At 68.2% G+C, this 17,262-nt stretch carries 17 protein-coding genes; 12 read left to right on the top strand and 5 right to left on the bottom strand.

Annotated features, from left to right (window positions below):
• The first annotated feature begins 54 nt into the window (after positions 1–54).
• The 10 genes from purU (at position 55) to D7006_RS09525 (ending at position 9,472) form a co-directional block, all read left to right on the top strand.
• Positions 55–924 (top strand): formyltetrahydrofolate deformylase, encoded by an 870-nt coding sequence (purU, locus tag D7006_RS09570; RefSeq protein WP_169121183.1) that lies wholly within the window; start codon positions 55–57, stop codon positions 922–924.
• A gap of 71 nt (positions 925–995) precedes the next feature.
• The gene (locus D7006_RS09565) at positions 996–1,214 is read left to right on the top strand and encodes a hypothetical protein (RefSeq protein ID WP_237356411.1); all 219 of its coding nucleotides are present in this window, start codon (positions 996–998) and stop codon (positions 1,212–1,214) included.
• Between the two features lie 191 nt (positions 1,215–1,405).
• The gene (gene atzF / locus D7006_RS09560; protein WP_237356410.1) at positions 1,406–3,190 is read left to right on the top strand and encodes an allophanate hydrolase; all 1,785 of its coding nucleotides are present in this window, start codon (positions 1,406–1,408) and stop codon (positions 3,188–3,190) included.
• Between the two features lie 117 nt (positions 3,191–3,307).
• A complete protein-coding gene (locus tag D7006_RS09555; protein WP_237356407.1) occupies positions 3,308–3,607 on the top strand; it encodes a hypothetical protein in 300 nt (99 codons plus the stop codon).
• Positions 3,604–4,344, top strand: coding sequence for a zinc ABC transporter ATP-binding protein AztA (gene aztA, locus D7006_RS09550; protein WP_237356406.1), 741 nt, complete (start codon positions 3,604–3,606; stop codon positions 4,342–4,344). Before D7006_RS09555 ends, aztA begins: the two co-directional genes overlap by 4 nt.
• Positions 4,345–4,547: 203 nt before the next feature.
• The gene (locus tag D7006_RS09545) at positions 4,548–5,420 is read left to right on the top strand and encodes a metal ABC transporter permease (protein WP_237356405.1); all 873 of its coding nucleotides are present in this window, start codon (positions 4,548–4,550) and stop codon (positions 5,418–5,420) included.
• Between the two features lie 11 nt (positions 5,421–5,431).
• Positions 5,432–6,421, top strand: coding sequence for a metal ABC transporter solute-binding protein, Zn/Mn family (locus D7006_RS09540; protein WP_229644878.1), 990 nt, complete (start codon positions 5,432–5,434; stop codon positions 6,419–6,421).
• Between the two features lie 62 nt (positions 6,422–6,483).
• A complete protein-coding gene (locus D7006_RS09535; protein ID WP_237356404.1) occupies positions 6,484–7,554 on the top strand; it encodes a GTP-binding protein in 1,071 nt (356 codons plus the stop codon).
• 299 nt (positions 7,555–7,853) lie between these two features.
• Positions 7,854–8,663, top strand: a complete 810-nt coding sequence (locus D7006_RS09530) for a DUF2092 domain-containing protein (RefSeq protein ID WP_237356403.1) — start codon at positions 7,854–7,856, stop codon at positions 8,661–8,663.
• Between the two features lie 635 nt (positions 8,664–9,298).
• Complete coding sequence (locus tag D7006_RS09525) at positions 9,299–9,472, top strand: hypothetical protein (RefSeq protein WP_169121191.1); 174 nt, start codon at positions 9,299–9,301, stop codon at positions 9,470–9,472.
• Positions 9,473–9,516: 44 nt separating this feature from the next.
• Here the strand turns inward: D7006_RS09525 and D7006_RS09520 are convergent, their stop codons facing one another.
• Entirely contained in the window at positions 9,517–10,089 is a 573-nt protein-coding gene (locus D7006_RS09520; RefSeq protein ID WP_237356402.1) for a TetR/AcrR family transcriptional regulator, read from the bottom strand.
• A 236-nt stretch (positions 10,090–10,325) separates the two neighbouring features.
• Here D7006_RS09520 and D7006_RS09515 point away from each other — a divergent pair, with 236 nt between their 5' ends.
• Complete coding sequence (locus tag D7006_RS09515; RefSeq protein WP_169121193.1) at positions 10,326–11,519, top strand: acyl-CoA dehydrogenase; 1,194 nt, start codon at positions 10,326–10,328, stop codon at positions 11,517–11,519.
• Between the two features lie 180 nt (positions 11,520–11,699).
• Positions 11,700–12,875, top strand: coding sequence for a CaiB/BaiF CoA-transferase family protein (locus D7006_RS09510; protein WP_237356401.1), 1,176 nt, complete (start codon positions 11,700–11,702; stop codon positions 12,873–12,875).
• Positions 12,876–12,932: 57 nt separating this feature from the next.
• On the opposite strand, the gene D7006_RS09505 is transcribed toward D7006_RS09510, so the two are convergent.
• From D7006_RS09505 to cysS, 4 genes are all read right to left on the bottom strand, one after another.
• Positions 12,933–13,379, bottom strand: coding sequence for a DoxX family protein (locus D7006_RS09505; RefSeq protein ID WP_169121195.1), 447 nt, complete (start codon positions 13,377–13,379; stop codon positions 12,933–12,935).
• Between the two features lie 159 nt (positions 13,380–13,538).
• Positions 13,539–15,152, bottom strand: coding sequence for a citramalate synthase (gene cimA / locus D7006_RS09500; RefSeq protein WP_237356400.1), 1,614 nt, complete (start codon positions 15,150–15,152; stop codon positions 13,539–13,541).
• Complete coding sequence (locus tag D7006_RS09495; RefSeq protein ID WP_237356399.1) at positions 15,149–15,637, bottom strand: GNAT family N-acetyltransferase; 489 nt, start codon at positions 15,635–15,637, stop codon at positions 15,149–15,151. Before D7006_RS09495 ends, cimA begins: the two co-directional genes overlap by 4 nt.
• Positions 15,634–17,022 carry a cysteine--tRNA ligase gene (gene cysS, locus D7006_RS09490; protein WP_229644883.1) on the bottom strand — a complete coding sequence of 463 codons (1,389 nt, stop codon included), beginning with the start codon at positions 17,020–17,022 and terminating at the stop codon, positions 15,634–15,636. Before cysS ends, D7006_RS09495 begins: the two co-directional genes overlap by 4 nt.
• Positions 17,023–17,262 lie beyond the last annotated feature (240 nt).

The raw sequence follows: 17,262 nt of genomic DNA, 5'->3' as shown, positions 1-17,262 counted from the left end.
CCGCCTGCGACCTCGCGCGGCGCGCCACCCCAGGACGCATCTTAAGGACGCACCATGACCAGCCCCAACGAGCCGTTCATCCTCGCCTTCTCCTGCCCCAACCGACCCGGCATCGTCGCCGGCGTCTCGACCTTCCTGTTCGAGAAGGGCTGCAACATTCTTGAGGCGCAGCAGTTCGACGACACCGAGACCCGCCGCTTCTTCATGCGCGTGGTGTTCAACGTGGTGGAGGGCGAGGCCAGCCTCGCCGAGATCCGCTCCGGCTTCTCGGCGGTGGCGGAGACCTTCTCGCTGAGCTTCACGCTCCGCCCCGTGTCGGAAAAGCGGAAGGTGCTGCTGCTCGCCTCCAAGTTCGACCACTGCCTCGCGGATCTGCTCTATCGCTGGCGCATCGGCGAGATCCCCATGGAGATCTCCGGCATCGTCTCCAACCACCCGCGTGAGACCTATGCCCACCTCGATTTCGACGGCATCCCCTTCCACCATCTGCCGGTGACCAAGGCCACCAAGCTGGAGCAGGAAACGCAGGTCTGGGAAATCTTCCAGTCCTCCGGCTCGGAACTCGCCGTGCTCGCGCGCTACATGCAGGTGCTGTCCGACGGGCTGTCGGCCAAGCTCTCGGGCAAGTGCATCAACATCCACCACTCCTTCCTGCCCGGCTTCAAGGGCGCCAAGCCCTACCACCAGGCCCATGCGCGCGGCGTGAAGCTGATCGGCGCGACGGCCCATTACGTGACCTCGGACCTCGATGAAGGCCCGATCATCGAGCAGGACGTGGAGCGCATCTCCCACCAGGATTCGCCCGAGGATCTCGTGCGCAAGGGCCGCGACATCGAGCGCCGCGTGCTGGCCCGGGCCATCTCCTGGCACTTGCAGGACCGGGTGCTGCTGAACGGTTCCCGCACCGTGGTGTTCCGCGACTGAGCGTCACAAAGCGGAACCCGACACCGGGGCCGGGGCGTTGAAGGGGCGACATCCACAAAAAGGAGAGCCCCATGCAACGCCAGGGCATGCTTATCGCCGCGGCATTCGTGCTGGTCCTCGCGCTGGTCGCGGCGAACATGTTCTCCAACCGCGGCACGCCGGCGCCAAGCGAGACCGCACCGGAAAACATCACGGTGCCGCGCGGAAATCCCCCGCCGCTGACCACAGCGCCCGATGCGGCGCCCGGCCGGACACTCTCGCCGTCGGAGCAGAACGGCACCCGCCCGTAAACGGCGCCTAATTTCTGGGCACAAACCCCGTTTCCTGCGCCCCGCAGTGGCAAATCCAGCCGCGGCGGGGCGCAACTCTTTTAAATCAACCATCTGATATTTATGAATTTATCAGAAATTGCATACAAGTGGCGCGCTTCCTGCTAGACCCCTGCCATCAGGCGCGTGGAGCGCCGTCATCAGGGTAGACCATGCAGACCGTCGCCAGCCTCCTCGAAGCCCACAGGTCCGGCCTCCGCTCCGTCTCGGATACGGTGCGCGGCGTCTATGCCCGGCTTGCGGTGCATGACGACCCGGCCATGTTCATCACCCTGCGCGAGGAAGCCGACGTGCTGGCCGAGGCGGCCGCACTGGAAGCCGCCAGCAACACGGACCTGCCGCTCTACGGCGTCCCGGTGGCGGTGAAGGACAATATCGACGTCGCCGGCCTGCCCACCACCGCCGCCTGCCCGGCCTTCGCCTATGTGCCGGAGCGCGATGCCACCGTCGTGGCGCGGCTCAAGGCGGCGGGCGCGCTCATCATCGGCAAGACCAATCTGGACCAGTTCGCCACCGGCCTCGTGGGCGTGCGCTCGCCCTATGGCATCCCGCGCAATTCCGTGAACCCGGAGCTGGTGCCGGGCGGCTCTTCCTCCGGCTCGGCGGTGGCGGTGGGCGCGGGCATCGTGCCGGTGTCGCTGGGCACCGACACCGCCGGCTCCGGCCGCGTGCCGGCCATGCTGAACAACATCGTGGGGCTGAAGCCCTCCCTCGGCCTTGTGCCCAATACCGGCCTCGTGCCGGCCTGCAAGACGCTGGACTGCATCTCCATCTTCGCCCTCACCGTGGACGATGCCATGGCGGTGCTGGACGTGATCGCCGGCTTCGACGAGCAGGACGCCTATTCGCGCGATCTGCCAGTCGGCCCGCTCACCGCCGCGCCGCCCGCGCCGGTGCTGGGCATCCTGCCCGAGGCGCAGCGGGAGTTCTTCGGCGATGCCGAATCCGCCGTGGCCTATGAGGAAGCGCTGGCGCGCTTCGCCGCGCTGGGCGCCGTGCTGAAGGAGATCGATTTTTCCGCCTTCGCCGAGACCGCGCGCCTGCTCTATGAGGGGCCGTGGGTGGCGGAGCGCTGGATCGCCGCCGAGCATTTGCTGACCACCGACCCCGATGCGGTGCATCCGGTGACGCGGGCCATCACCGAGCCGGGCGGCAAGGCGAGCGCGGCGGATGCCTTCCGCGCCATGTACCGGCTGAAGGAGCTGCGCGCGCGCGTCGCCCCCATCCTCGCCGGCATCGACGCGCTGCTGCTGCCCACCGCGCCCTCCGCCTACACGGTGGAAGAGGTGCTGGCCGATCCCATCCGCCTCAATTCGCGCAATGGCACCTACACCAATTTCGTGAACCTGATGGATCTGTGCGGCATCGCCGTGCCGACCAAGATCACCGCGGCCGGCGTGCCCTATGGCATCACCCTCCTCGCTCCCGCCGGGCGGGACGCGGAGATGGCGGCGCTGGGCCGCGCCTATGTGGCGGCGGGCACCCTGCCGCTGGGCTGCGGCCATGCGCCGGCGCCGGCTCTGCCTGCGCTCGCGCCTGCCAGCGAGCCGGGACGGCTCGATGTCTGCGTGTTCGGCGCCCACCTCTCCGGCATGCCGCTCAATGGCGACCTGAAGGCCATGGGCGCGCGCTTCGTGCGCGCCGCGAAGACCGTGCCGTCCTATCGCATGAAGCTTCTCCCGGGCGCGATTCCCCGCCCCGGCGTCGTTCGCGTGACTGCGGACGGCGCGGCGGTGGAGGGCGAGGTGTGGTCCCTGCCCTTCGAGGGCGTCGGCCGCCTCCTCGCCACCATTCCCGCGCCCCTGGGCCTCGGGCAGGTGGAGCTGGACGACGGCAGCCGCGTCACCGGCTTCCTCGCCGAGGCGGCGGCGTTGGAGGGGGCGCGGGACATCACCGAGTTCCGCAGCTTCCGCGCCTTTTCCGCGGCCGCCGAATAGGCACGCCGACTGACTGAGGGGAACCGCACAAAAGCGTGCGGTGGGGTGTCGGCGGGCTGGACAAGGCTGAGCGATACACTGTATCAACTAGCCATCGAAAACAGCACGCCGGACCCCATGTCCCTGTCCCTTTCCCCTTCCGCAGCGACGCCGCCGGCCCGCGAGGCGACCGCCCGGCAGGACCGCGCCGCGCCCGTGGGCGCTGCCGCCGCGGGGGGACACGACCCGGCCAGCCATGGGCACGCCGCTGCACATGCCGCTCACGCCCATGCAGCCTCCCCGGCGGACCGCAGGCCGCCCGTGCGCATCGGCGCATCGGTGCTGCGCATGTCCCTGGCCGGACGGCTCGCGCTGGTGTCGGCGCTCATCATCGTCCTGTGGGGCGCCGTGCTGCTGGTGACGGGAGGCGGTGCATGAGCGCGCAGATTTCGTTCCGCAACCTCACCCTCGGCTATGAGCGCCATCCGGCCGTGCATCACCTCTCCGGCGAGGTGAAGCAGGGCGCGCTGCTCGCCATCTGCGGCGCTAACGGCGCCGGCAAGTCCACCTTGCTCAAGGGCATTGGCGGCGCATTGAAGCCGCTCGGCGGCAGCATCGACCGCCACGGCCTCGACCCACGCGAGATCGCCTACCTGCCGCAGGGCGCCGAGATCGACCGCAGCTTCCCCATCCATGTCTATGACATGGTGTCCATGGGCCTGTGGCGGCGGGCCGGCCTGTTCGGCGGCATCGGCCGCGCCGACCGCACCAAGATCGAGCACGCCATCGCCGCCGTCGGCCTCGAAGGCTTCGAGACCCGCCCCATCGGCACGCTCTCCGGCGGGCAGATGCAGCGCACCCTCTTCGCCCGCCTACTGCTGCAGGACGCCCGCGTGATCCTGCTCGACGAGCCGTTCACGGCCCTCGATGCCAAGACCGTGTCGGACCTCGTGGACCTCGTCCGCCGCTGGCACGGCGAGAAGCGCACCGTCATCGCGGTGCTGCACGATTTCGACCTGGTGCGCGCGACCTTCCCGGAGACGCTTCTCCTCGCCCGCACCCCCGTCGCCTGGGGCCCCACCGCGGAAGCGCTCGGCCCCGAGAACCTGCTCAAGGCCCGCCGCCTGGGCGAGTCGTGGAGGGATGACGCCCTCCCCTGCTCCGACGCGGCCTGACGGAAAGACTTCACCGACCGGCCTCAGCCGGTTCCATGGACGCACATCGCTGCTCTTTCGCTTGGCCGGGGACCACGGGCTCCGTCCGAGGCCGATCCGGTTCCTCCAACCCACCGGATCGGCTCCCCGGCCAAGCGCAAGGGCATGGCGATGACTGATCCGGCCGGCCGCCTTTCGCGCGGCGCGCGGCCCGGGATGGTTCGATGAGCCTTTTTGACACCTTCTTCGCTCCCTTCGCGGAGTTCGAGTTCATGCGGCGCGCGCTCGCCGGCGTGTTTGCGCTGTCGCTGGGCGCGGGGCCGGTGGGCGCGTTCCTGATGCTGCGGCGCATGTCGCTGACGGGCGACGCCATGGCCCACGCCATCCTCCCCGGCGCTGCCATCGGCTTCCTGTTCGCCGGCCTCAATCTCTACGCCATGACCGCCGGCGGCCTCGCGGCCGGCCTTCTGGTGGCCGTGGGCGCGGGCGTGGTGGCGCGGGCCACGGGGATGAAGGAGGACGCCTCGCTGGCGGCCTTCTATCTCATCTCGCTGGCGCTGGGCGTGCTCATCGTCTCGCTGCGCGGCTCCAACGTGGACCTGCTGCATGTGCTGTTCGGCACCGTGCTGGGCATCGACGACGCGACGCTCATGCTGATTGCCGGCATCACCACCGTCACGCTCCTGACCCTCGCCGTGGTCTGGCGGCCGCTGGTGCTGGAATGCGTGGACCCGACCTTCCTCGCCTCGGTGAGCCGCAGCGGCGGCGTCAGCCACATCGCCTTCCTGTCCCTGGTGGTGCTGAACCTCGTGGGCGGCTTCCACGCGCTGGGCACGCTGCTCTCGGTGGGGCTGATGATGCTGCCGGCGGCCACCGCGCGCTTCTTCGTGCGGGACCTCACCGCCCTCGTCACCACCTCGACGCTGATCGCCTTCGGCTCCGGCGTCGCGGGGCTGCTCGTTTCCTACCACCTCGGCACGCCGTCCGGCCCATCCATCATCCTGGTCGCCGGGCTCGCTTATGCCGGCGCGGTCATCCTCGGGCCAATCGGCGGCCTCGCCGGCCGCTTCGTCCCTCGCCGTCACCTTGAAGCCTGAAGAGGACTTTCATGATCTCCCGACGCCTCCTCCTCGCCGCCGGCGTTGCCGGCACTTTGGCCGCCGGCCTTGGCCTGCCCATGGCCGGACCTGCGCTTGCGCAGGCGCCCGCCCAGAAGATGCCCGTGGTGGCCTCCTTCTCCATCCTCGGCGATTTCGTGAAGCAGGTGGGCGGCGACCGCGTGGCCGTGACCACCATCGTCGGCCCCAATGGCGACGCCCACGTTTACCAGCCCACCCCCGCCGACGCGAAGGCGGTGGCCGCCGCCAAGGTGGTGTTCGTGAACGGCCTCGGCTTCGAGGGCTGGATGGATCGCCTCATCAAGGCCTCCGGTACCAAGGCGCCCATCGTCGTCGCCACCAAGGGCATCACGCCGCGCACCGGCTTCGTCGATCATGACGACGACGAGAAGCCGAAGGGCAAGGGCAAGGACAAGCACGACCACGCCAAGGAAGGCGGCCACGACCACGGCGGCATCGACCCGCACGCCTGGCAGTCCATCGCCAACGCCAAGATCTACGTCGCCAACGTCCGCGACGGCCTGATCGCCGCCGATCCGGACGGCCGCGACGCCTATACCGCCAACGCCGCCGCCTACACCGCCAAGCTCGACGCGCTGGAGGCCGAGGTGAAGTCCTCCATGGCCAAGATCCCGGCCGAGCAGCGCCGCATCATCACCTCGCACGACGCCTTCGGCTATTTCGGCGAGGCCTACGGCCTGACCCTGATCGCCCCCGAGGGCGTTTCCACCGAAAGCGAGGCGTCGGCCAAGGACGTGGGTCGCATCATCCGCCAGATCAAGGCGCAGAAGATCCCGGCGGTGTTCGTCGAGAACGTCACCGACCCGCGCCTCATCCAGCGCATCGCCAAGGAGAGTGGCGCCAAGGTGGGCGGCGAGCTTTATTCCGACGCGCTGTCCGATGACAAAGGCCCCGCGAGCACCTACATCGACATGATGCACTCCAACGTGCGCGAGCTCTCCACCGCCCTGTCGAGCTGAGCGAGCGCCCGTACCCCTCCGGCGGCCGCCATGCGCGGCCGCCGCCGTACCAAGGTGAAGCCATGGCTGAAACGCAGGCCGAGAAGATCCCCGTCACCGTGCTGACCGGCTACCTGGGCGCCGGCAAGACCACGCTGCTCAACCGCATCCTGTCGCAGCCCCACGGCAAGAAATTCGCCGTCATCGTCAACGAGTTCGGCGAGATCGGCATCGACAATGACCTCGTGGTGGGCGCCGACGAGGAAGTGTTCGAGATGAACAACGGGTGCATCTGCTGCACCGTGCGCGGCGACCTCATCCGCATCATCGACGGCCTGCTGCGCCGCAAGGGCGGCTTCGACGGCATCATCGTGGAGACCACCGGCCTCGCCGACCCCGCGCCCGTCGCCCAGACCTTCTTCGTGGACGAGGAAGTGCAGGCCAAGACCAAGCTCGACGCCGTGGTCACGGTGGCCGACGCCAAGTGGCTGTCCGACCGCCTGAAGGACGCCCCCGAGGCGAAGAACCAGGTGGCCTTCGCCGACGTAATCCTCCTCAACAAGACCGACCTCGTGACCGGCGCGGAACTCGACGCGGTGGAAGCCCGCATCCGCGGCATCAACCCCTACGCCAAGCTCTATCGCACCCAGAAGTCCGAGATCGACATCGCCAAGGTGCTGAACCAGGGCGCCTTCGACCTGGAGCGCGTGCTGGAGCTGGAGCCCGCCTTCCTCGAGGAAGACGAGCACCATCACCACCATCATGAGCACGGCGAGGCCTGCGGCCCCGATTGCGGCCACGACCATCACGACCACGATCATGACCACCACCACCACGGGCTGAAGGCGGTACATGACGAGGAGATCCAGTCGGTCTCCTTCTCCACCGACAAGCCGCTGGACCCGGACAAGTTCTTCCCCTGGGTGCAGAACATTGTGCAGGTGGAGGGGCCGAACATCCTGCGCTCGAAGGGCATCCTCTCCTTCAAGGACGACCCCGATCGCTTCGTGTTCCAGGGCGTCCACATGATCCTCGACGGCGACCACCAGCGCCCCTGGAAGGACGACGAGAAGCGGCTGAGCCGCATCGTCTTCATCGGCCGCCAGCTGAAGCGCGACCTGCTCGAAGAGGGCTTCCTTGCCTGCGTGGCGTGACGAAGCGAGGTTGCCGCAACGAGACCCAAAGGCCCGCCTTCGCGCGGGCCTTTTTGTTGGTGTCAATGACGGGGTACGCTTCCCGCAGTACCGTTCTCTGCTAGCTTGGCCATACCTTGGGCCGGGGCGGCCCGGATGGGCAGCGGCAGACGGCATCTCCGCCGCATGGCCGGAAGACGGGGACGCCGGGCGGCGCTGGCGGCGACGCGGAACGGTCCCCCGCAGCCCACGCGAACAGGGCGCCCCACCAGGGCCAGCCGGCCATCCGGCCAGCAGAATCGCGACCCTGTGAGGCATTCATGTTCACTGCGAACAGCCTGAAGCGCGCCGCCGCGGCCTTTGCCGTGGCCGGCGTCGTGTGGGGCGGCGGAGGCGCACCCGCGGCCGCCGCGCCCCCCGGCCCCGGAAAGAACCAGTCGGCAGCGGCGATCGACCCCGCCGTCGTCACCGGCCTGACCGCCATGGGCAAATATCTCGCCGGCCTGACCCGCTTCGAATTCACCGCCGACACCACCATCGAGACCGTGCTGCGCGGCGGCCATCAGGTGGAGATCGGCGGCACCGTGCACTACTTCGTCCAGTTCCCCGGTCACGTGCGGGTGGACAGCGAGACGGACACGGTGAAGCGGCAATATTTCCTCGACGGGAAGACCTTCACCATCGTCGCGCCGGCGGAAGGCTATTACGGGCAGGTGCCTGCCAAACCGACCATCCGCGACACGCTCATCGACGCCGCCCAGACCCTCGACGTGGAGTTGCCGCTCGCCGACCTCTACGAGTGGTCCGATCCCGCGACCGCGCTGAAGCCGTTCCATCGCGGCTTCGCCGTCGGCACCGCCAAGGTGGATGGCGTGGCGACCGACCATTACGTCCTCCTCGGTCGCAATGTGGACGTGGAGTTCTGGGTCCAGCAGGGCGATACGCCTTTGCCGCTCAAGATCGCACTAGTCGATCACCGGGTCCACGGCAGCCCGCGCTTCTCCGCCCGCCTCAAATGGGTCACCGCTCCGACCTTCGGCGATGACGTGTTCACCTTCACGCCCGGCAAGGACGTGGTGCGCATCGAGGTGCTGAAGCCCGAGGCCACCACCGGCAAGGGAGGCAAGTGATGGCTCAGCACGCAAGATCACGCACCAGGTCGCTCGCCAAGCGCCTTGGCGTGGCGACGAGCCTCCTCGCCCTCGCCGCGGCCACAGCAGGGCCGGTGCAGGCCCGCGGCTTCGCCTTCCACGGGGGCGGTGGCTTCGGCCACGGCGATTTCGGTCGCGGGGGATTTGGGCGCGGCGGATTCGACATGGCTGCCCCGCACATGAATGCGTCGCCCCACTACAACGCGCACCCAAGCTTCAACCGACCGATCCCGCCCGGCCACCATTTCCCCACGCCGGCGCACAATCCCGATCCCGGCCGCCAGTTCCCGAAACCGGCGCCCAATCCCGACCCGGGCCGACACTTTCCCAAGCCGGCCCCCAACCCCGACCCCGGACCGCACCCCGGGCCGGGGCCTCATCCTGGGCCTGGACCTCACCCTGGACCTGGGCCGGGCCCCGGACCGCACCCTGGTCCTGGACCGGGACCTGGACCCGGACCTGGACCCGGACCTGGACCGCACCCCGGACCTGGACCGGGACCTGGGCCGCATCCCTGGCCCGGACCCGGACCATATCCGCCCTACCATCCCGGCTATTGGCCCGGCCCTTACTATCCGAACGGCTGGTGGGGTGCGGCGGCGGCCGGGGCGGCGGTGGGTGCGGCGGTCACGGCCGCGGCCATCGGCAGCTATGTCTATTCGCTGCCGGATGAATGCACGCAGGTGGTGGTGGGCGCTGTCGCCTATCAGCAGTGCGGGCCCAACTGGTACCTGCCCCAGTTCGTGGGTGGCCATGTGGTCTACCGCGTGGTGGCCGATCCGAACTGACGATCAGAGGGCGGCGCCATCCGGCGCCGCCTTTCCTTCCGCCCTCAGGCCACCAGCCCGCGCACCAGCAAGTCGTGATATTCGAGGGCCACGTCTTCCGCCGACTTGTCGCCGCCGGGCTTGAACCAGCGCACCATCCAGCTCAGCAGCGAGAGCACCGCGCGCCCGGTCATGGCCGCGCCCACCGCGCGGAAGGAGCCGTCGGCGACACCGTCGGCGATGATCCGGCGCAGCAGGCCCTCATGGGCGTCGCGCAAGGCGAGGGCATCGTCCTTCAGCCCGGTATTGGCCATGCCGGAGAAGCCCACCAGCATGGTGACGAAGCAATCGTAATTGTCGGCGAGGAAGCGGGCGTGGGCGACCATGAACTGCTTGAGCTGTTCGGCCGGCGTGTCCTCCCGCTTCACCGCCGCCGCTGACGCGTCGTTGAGGCCAGTGAGCGTGAAGATGATGATGGCGTCATAGATCTCCTGCTTGGAGGAGAAATAATTGTAGATGGCGCCCTTGGAATAGTTGAGCGACCGCGCCACCTCGCTGAGCGAGGATTCCACATAGCCCTTCTGCGCGAACAATTGCGCCGCCTGCCGCAGGATTTCCGCGCGCGGGTCGTTCATCATCGGCGGACGGCCGAGGCGTGCGCCGTCGCCTTCCGCCGCGACGCGCAGCGCCGCCGATTTCGGCGGACGTCCGCGCCGCCGGGCGGGGGCCGGGCGGGCCGGCGCATCCTGTTCGTGGTCGCCTCGATCCTGCAGCGTCGTGCTCCTTGACGATTGGCTTTTATTTATATACCGACTGGTAGGAATGTAAATGCCCGCCGCCACCCGGCGGTACCTTCAAGCGCGGGAGACGCACCATGGCCGCATCCGGAAAGCCGATCTTCGATTGGGCCGACCCCTTCGATATCAACAGCCAGCTCACCGAGGACGAGCGGCTGGTGCGCGACACCGCCCGCGACTACGCGCAGGAAAAGCTGCTGCCGCGCGTGACCTCGGCCTATCTCGACGAGCGGTTCGACCGCGAGATCATGAACGAGATGGGCGAGCTCGGCCTGCTCGGCCCCACCATCCCGGCGGAATACGGCGGCGCCGGCCTCGGCTACGTGGCCTACGGCCTCGCCGCGCGCGAGGTGGAGCGGGTGGATTCGGGCTACCGCTCGGCCATGAGCGTGCAGTCCTCTCTCGTCATGCACCCCATCTACGCCTACGGCACCGAAGAGCAGCGCAAGAAGTACCTGCCCAAGCTCGCCACCGGCGAGTGGGTCGGCTGCTTCGGCCTCACCGAGCCGGACGCCGGCTCCGATCCCGCCGGCATGCGCACCCGCGCCGAGAAGATCGACGGCGGCTATCGCCTCAACGGCGCGAAGATGTGGATCACCAATTCGCCCATCTCCGACCTCGCGGTGGTGTGGGCGAAGTCCGCGGCGCACGACAACGCCATCAAGGGCTTCGTCGTGGAGCGCGGCATGAAGGGCTTCTCCACCCCCAAGATCGAGGGCAAGCTCTCGCTGCGCGCCTCCATCACCGGCGAGGTGGTGCTGGAAGACGTGGAGATCCCGGAGGAGAACCTCCTGCCCAACGCCGCCGGCCTGCCCGGCCCGTTCGGCTGCCTCAACCGCGCCCGCTACGGCATCGGCTGGGGCGCCATGGGCGCGGCGGAAGCCTGCTATGCGGCCGCCCGCCAGTATACGCTGGACCGCAAGCAGTTCGGCCGGCCGCTGGCCGCCACCCAGCTGGTGCAGAAGAAGCTGGCGGACATGGCCACCGAGATCGCGCTCGGCCTCCAGCTCGCGCTGCGCGCGGGGCGGATGTTCGATGAGGGACAGCTGCCCATCGAGGCCATCTCCTTCCTCAAGCGCAACAATTGCGGCAAGGCGCTGGACATCGCCCGCACCGCCCGCGACATGCACGGCGGCAACGGCATCTCCGCCGAATTCCACGTCATCCGCCACGCGGCGAACCTGGAGACGGTGAACACCTACGAGGGCACGCACGACATCCACGCGCTGATCCTCGGCCGGGCGATTACGGGGATTCAGGCGTTCTTCTGAGAGCGGGAAGATCTGCCCTTTCAGAAACAGCGTCATGCCCGGGCTTGACCCGGGCATCCACGTCTCGCCACATGCGCTGACAACCGAACATCGTTCCCGGCCCTGCCACGTGGATGGCCGGATCAAGTCCGGCCATGACGATGGTTTTGAAATCGCCGGCCGGTAAAAGCGAGTCCCCCCATGTCCCCTCCCCTCGCCGGCCTTCGCGTCCTTGAACTCGCCCGCATCCTCGCCGGGCCCTGGTGCGGGCAGTTGCTCGCCGATCTCGGGGCGGAGGTCATCAAGGTGGAGCGGCCCGGCGGCGGGGACGATACCCGCACCTGGGGGCCGCCCTTCCTGAAGGGGGCGGACGGGGCGGACCTCGGCGCCGCCTATTTCCATTCGACCAACCGCGGCAAGCGCTCGGTGGCGGTGGATTTCGAGACGGAAGAAGGCCAGAAGATCATCCGCGATCTCGCGCGGCAGAGCGACGTGCTCATCGAGAATTTCAAGGTCGGCGGCCTGAAGAAATACGGGCTCGACTATGAGAGCCTTAGGAGAGAAAACCCGCGCCTCGTTTATTGCTCCGTCACCGGCTTCGGGCAGGACGGCCCCTATGCGCCGCGCGCGGGCTATGACTTCCTCGTGCAGGGCATGGGCGGCATCATGGACCTCACCGGCGCGCCGGATGGGGAGCCGCAGAAGGTGGGCGTCGCCTTCGCCGATATCTTCACCGGCCTCTATGCCACCGTGGGCATCCTCGCCGCGCTGCGGCGGCGGGACGAGACCGGCACCGGCGGGCATGTGGACATGGCGCTGCTCGACACCCAGGTGGGCGTGCTCGCCAACCAGGCCATGAACTACCTCACCTCCGGCAAGGCGCCCAAGCGCATGGGCAATGCCCATCCCAACATCGTGCCCTATCAGGTCTTCCCCTGCGCGGACGGCTATTTCATCGCCGCCATCGGCAATGACGGCCAGTTCGCCCGCTTCTGCGCCGTGCTCGGCGCGCCGGAGCTGGCGCATCAGGACGACTACGCCACCAATCCCGCCCGCGTCGCCAACCGCGCCGTGCTGGTGCCGAAACTCACCGCGCTGACCATGACCTTCGCCCGCGACGACCTCCTCGCCGCGCTGGAGGCGAAGGGCGTGCCGGCGGGGCCGATCAATACGGTCTCGCAGGTGTTCGAGGATCCACAGGTGAAGGCCCGCGGCCTGCGCGTGGACCTCGCCGAGGCCGGCGGCGGCACCATTCCGGCCGTAGCGAGCCCCATCGTGCTCGACGGCGAGCGGCAGGTGGCAAAGAGCGCGAGCCCGCGGCTGGGGGCAGATACGGAAGCGGTGCTTGCCGCGCTGAAGGCGCTGGCGGGGAACTGAAAAGAAAGGGCCGGGCATTCGCTGCCCGGCCCTTTTGCATTCCGGTTCGCGGGCCTGTCAGGCCGTGACCGCCTTGGTCCGCTTCAGGGGCCATGCGAACAGGCCGAAGACGCCGGGATTACGGTTCCACGCATCGAGCGCGACTGCCAGCGAGGCGACGGCCCAGAACACCAGATACTCGATGCCGTGCCCGGCCCAGAACCAGCCGAGGCCATAGACCGCGACGATGGCATAGGCGGCGACCGCCATGACCCCGGCCGAGATGACCCCCACATACTTGGTGAACAGCCCGAAGGTGAGGCCGATCCCGCAGGTCAGCTCCATGACGATCGAGAGCACCACGAAGGCTTCCGGCGGCATGAGGCCCGCCTTGGCGAAGAATCCGACGGCACCGGAAAAGCCGATGATCTTGGAAATCGCGTGGGGAAAATAGAAGAGGCCGCACAGGATTCGCGTCACGACCATCGGATCGGAGACGTCGAAGCGGGATTGAACGTTGGACATGACCAAGCTCCCGATATTCGCAGGCTTTGAGCCTGCAAGCTCGCTATCAAGCTTGGATGAAACCTTAGTCCCGGTAACAGGGTAGACATTGATTTCAGGCAATCCCCTCGCGCACTGCTGCAAATGGCGTTTGCAGCAGTGCATGAGAGAGGACGTTTATCAGGCCGGCGCGCCTTCCTTCAGCAGTTTCCAGGTGATGGAATCCAGCAGCGCCTCGAAGGAGGCGTCGATGATGTTGGGAGAGACGCCCACCGTGGTCCAGCGGTCGCCGGTCTCGTCTGCGCTCTCGATCAGCACCCGCGTCACCGCCTCCGTGCCGCCGTTCAGCACGCGCACGCGATAGTCGGTGAGGTGAAGGCCCGAGATGAAGGGCTGATACTTGCCGAGATCCTTGCGCAGGGCCACGTCCAGCGCGTTCACCGGGCCGTTGCCTTCGGCGGCGGAGATCATCGTCTCATCGTCCACCTTCACCTTCACGATGGCTTCCGCCACGGTGACGAGCTCGCCCTGCGCGTTGTAGCGGCGCTCCACGTTCACCTTGAAGCGCTCCACCGCGAAATAGTCGGGCACCGAGCCCAGCATCCGCCGGGCCAGCAGGGCGAAGGAAGCGTCCGCCGCCTCGTAGGAGTAGCCCAGCGCCTCGCGCTCCTTCACCTCTTCCAGAAGGCGGGAGATGCGCGGGTCCTTCCTGTCCACCTGCACGCCGAGGCGTTCCAGCTCGGACAGGACGTTGGAGCGCCCGGCCTGGTCGGAGACCATCACCCGGCGGCGATTGCCGACCTTTTCCGGTGCGACGTGCTCGTAGGTGGCGGGGTCCTTCAGGATGGCCGAGGCGTGGATGCCGGCCTTGGTGGCGAAGGCGCTCTCGCCCACATAGGGCGCGTGCCGGTCGGGGGCGCGGTTCAGCATCTCGTCCAGCGTGCGGGAGACGTGGACCAGCTCGCCCAGCGCCTCCTCGCTGACGCCGATATCGAAGCGCTCCGCATAGTCCTTCTTGAGCAAAAGGGTGGGGATGAGCGAGCAGAGATTGGCGTTGCCGCAGCGCTCGCCGAGGCCGTTCAGCGTGCCCTGGATCTGCCGCGCGCCGGCCCGCACGGCGGCGAGCGAATTCGCCACCGCCTGCTCGGTGTCGTTGTGGGCGTGGATGCCCACATTGGTGCCCGGCACCACCTTCACCACCTCGGCGACGATGGCCTCCACCTCGTGGGGCAAGGTGCCGCCATTGGTGTCGCACAGCACCACCCAGCGCGCGCCGGCCTCATAGGCGGTGCGGGCGCAGGCGAGGGCAAAGTCGCGGTCTTCCTTGAAGCCGTCGAAGAAGTGCTCGCAATCCACCAGCGCTTCGCGCCCGGCGGCAATCGCCGCCTCGACGCTCTCGCGGATGGAGGCGAGGTTCTCCTCCTTGGTCGTCTCCAGCGCCACCCGCACCTGATAGGCGGAGGACTTGGCGACGAAGCAGATGGCATCCGAATGGGCCGCCAGCAGCGCCGCGACGCCGGGATCGTTGGAGGCCGAGCGGCCGGGGCGCTTGGTCATACCGAAGGCGGTCACGCGCGCCTTCGCCTCGTGCTTCTGCGCGAACAACTGGGTGTCGGTGGGATTGGCGCCGGGATAGCCGGCCTCCACATAGTCCATGCCCAGCCGGTCCAGCAGGGAGAGCACCCGCAGCTTGTCGGCCACGGTGAAATCAACACCATTGGTCTGCGCCCCGTCGCGCAGGGTGGTGTCGAAGAGATAGAGGCGTTCACGCCCGTCTGCGGCTGATGCCGTCATTGCCCGGCCCCTTCCCCCAGCTTCTTTTCCATGGCCGTGTTGGCGAGCCAGGTGTCGGCCAGCGGCACCATGTTGCGGCGCTGGGGTTCGTAGCCGCGCTTCTGGAAGAAGCCGAGGGCGGTGTCGCTGGCGTCCACGGTGAGCTTGCGGCTGCCACGCGCCTTGGCCAGCGTCTCGGCGGCGTCGCACAGGGCCTTGGCGACGCCGGTGCCGACGGCATCGGGCGCCACATAGAGCATGTCGATGTGGGCGTTGTCCTTGAGCGAGACGAAGCCGGCCACCTCCTTGCCGCGCAGGGCGACGAGGGTGAGGCTGGCGGCGAGGCGGGCGGCGAAGGCCTCGGCGTCGTCGGCCTTGGCGGCCCACGCCTCCTGCTGCTCGGTGTCGTAATCCTCGCCGGTCAGCTCCGCGATGGCGGCGCGGAACAGCGCCGCCAGCACCGGGGCATCGGCGGGAAGATAGGGACGCAGGGCGATCGCGCTCATCGCGACACCTCCCAGCTGGTGGTCCCGTCCTTGTTGTCCATCAGCACGATGCCCTTGGCCGCCAGCTCCTCGCGGATCTGGTCGGCGCGCTTGAAGTCCTTCGCCTTGCGGGCGGCGATGCGCTGGGCGATCAGATCGGCGATCACCCCCTCGTCGAGGGCAATGCCTTCCTTCTGCCGCGCGCGCCACCCGGTTTCGGTATCGCCGAGCAGGCCCAGCAGGTTGGCCGCGCCCTTGAAGCGGCGGCGCAAAGCGGAGGAGGTGTCCTCGTGCTCCGCCACCTCGGCGAGGTGGTGCAGGTGGGCGATGACGGAGGGCGTGTTGAGGTCGTCGGCGAGGCGATCGGCGATCTCGGTCTCGAACGGGTTGGCGTCGCCGGTCTCGGCCTCCACGTCGCCGATCACGCGATACCACTTGTCCAGCGTCTTGGCGGCGAAGCCGAGGCCCTGGCGGGTCCAGTTGATGGGCTGGCGATAGTGGGTGGAGAGCATGGCGAGGCGCAGCACCTCGCCCGGCCACTCGTCCAGCAGCTCGCGGATGGTGACGAAGTTGCCGAGGGACTTCGACATCTTCTCGCCTTCCAGCATCAGGAAGCCGTTGTGCATCCACATCTGCGCCATGACGCCGGAATGGAAGGCGCAGCGGGTCTGGGCGATCTCGTTCTCGTGGTGCGGGAAGACGAGATCGATGCCGCCGCCATGGATGTCGAAGGTCTCGCCCAGGTGCTTCCAGCTCATGGCCGAGCATTCGATGTGCCAGCCGGGGCGGCCGGGGGTGGTGATGCCGCAGGGCGAGGGCCAGCCGGGCACGCCCGCGGCGCTCGGCTTCCACAGCACGAAGTCCATGGCGTCGCGCTTATAGGGGGCGACGTCCACGCGGGCGCCAGCCATCATCTCGTCCAGCGAGCGGCGGGAGAGGCGGCCATAGTCCGGCATGGAGGGCACGTGGAACAGCACATGCTCTTCCGCCACATAGGCATGGCCGGAGGCGACGAGCCGCTCGATGAGCGTGCGCATCTCCTCGATGTGCTCGGTGGCGCGCGGCTCCACGGTGGGCGGCAGGCAGTGCAGCGCGGCCGTGTCCTCGCGGAACCAGCGGTAGGTCTCTTCCGTCAGGTCGCGGATGGAGATGGAGCGCTCGGCGGCGCGAGCGTTGATCTTGTCGTCCACGTCCGTGATGTTGCGGACATACTTGACCTGCTCCGCCCCGTAGAGGCGCCGCAGCAGCCGGAACAGAACGTCGAAGACGATGACCGGGCGGGCATTGCCGATATGGGCATGGTCGTAGACCGTCGGTCCGCAGACATACATGCGCACGTTGGCGGGATCGAGCGGACGCAGGAGGTCCTTCGAGCGGGTCAGCGTGTTGTAGAGCCTGAGCTCCATGGATCGTTCCCCCGAATGGCGCAGCACAAGCGCCAAGCCGGTCCACCGGCCGGGGCGTCCAGATCCTTGTCTAAGAAGATGAGCAAAGGACGGCCGCGGCCAGCTTTTCGGCTAACCGCAAATAATCGCCGCAATGGCGCAGATGGTGACGAGACCGCCGTTCATGGCGCGGGACAATGGTTCGGGCGCGGGCGCTCGTCAAGATGTTTCACGCCGCCCGACGTGGCCCCGCACCTCCGG

The organism is Xanthobacter sp. YC-JY1 (assembly GCF_021730305.1).
In the GTDB taxonomy this organism is placed as follows: Bacteria; Pseudomonadota; Alphaproteobacteria; order Rhizobiales; family Xanthobacteraceae; genus Xanthobacter; species Xanthobacter flavus.
The sequence above is the reverse complement of the archived record's forward strand: the minus strand, read 5'-3'. Positions and strand labels throughout refer to the sequence as shown.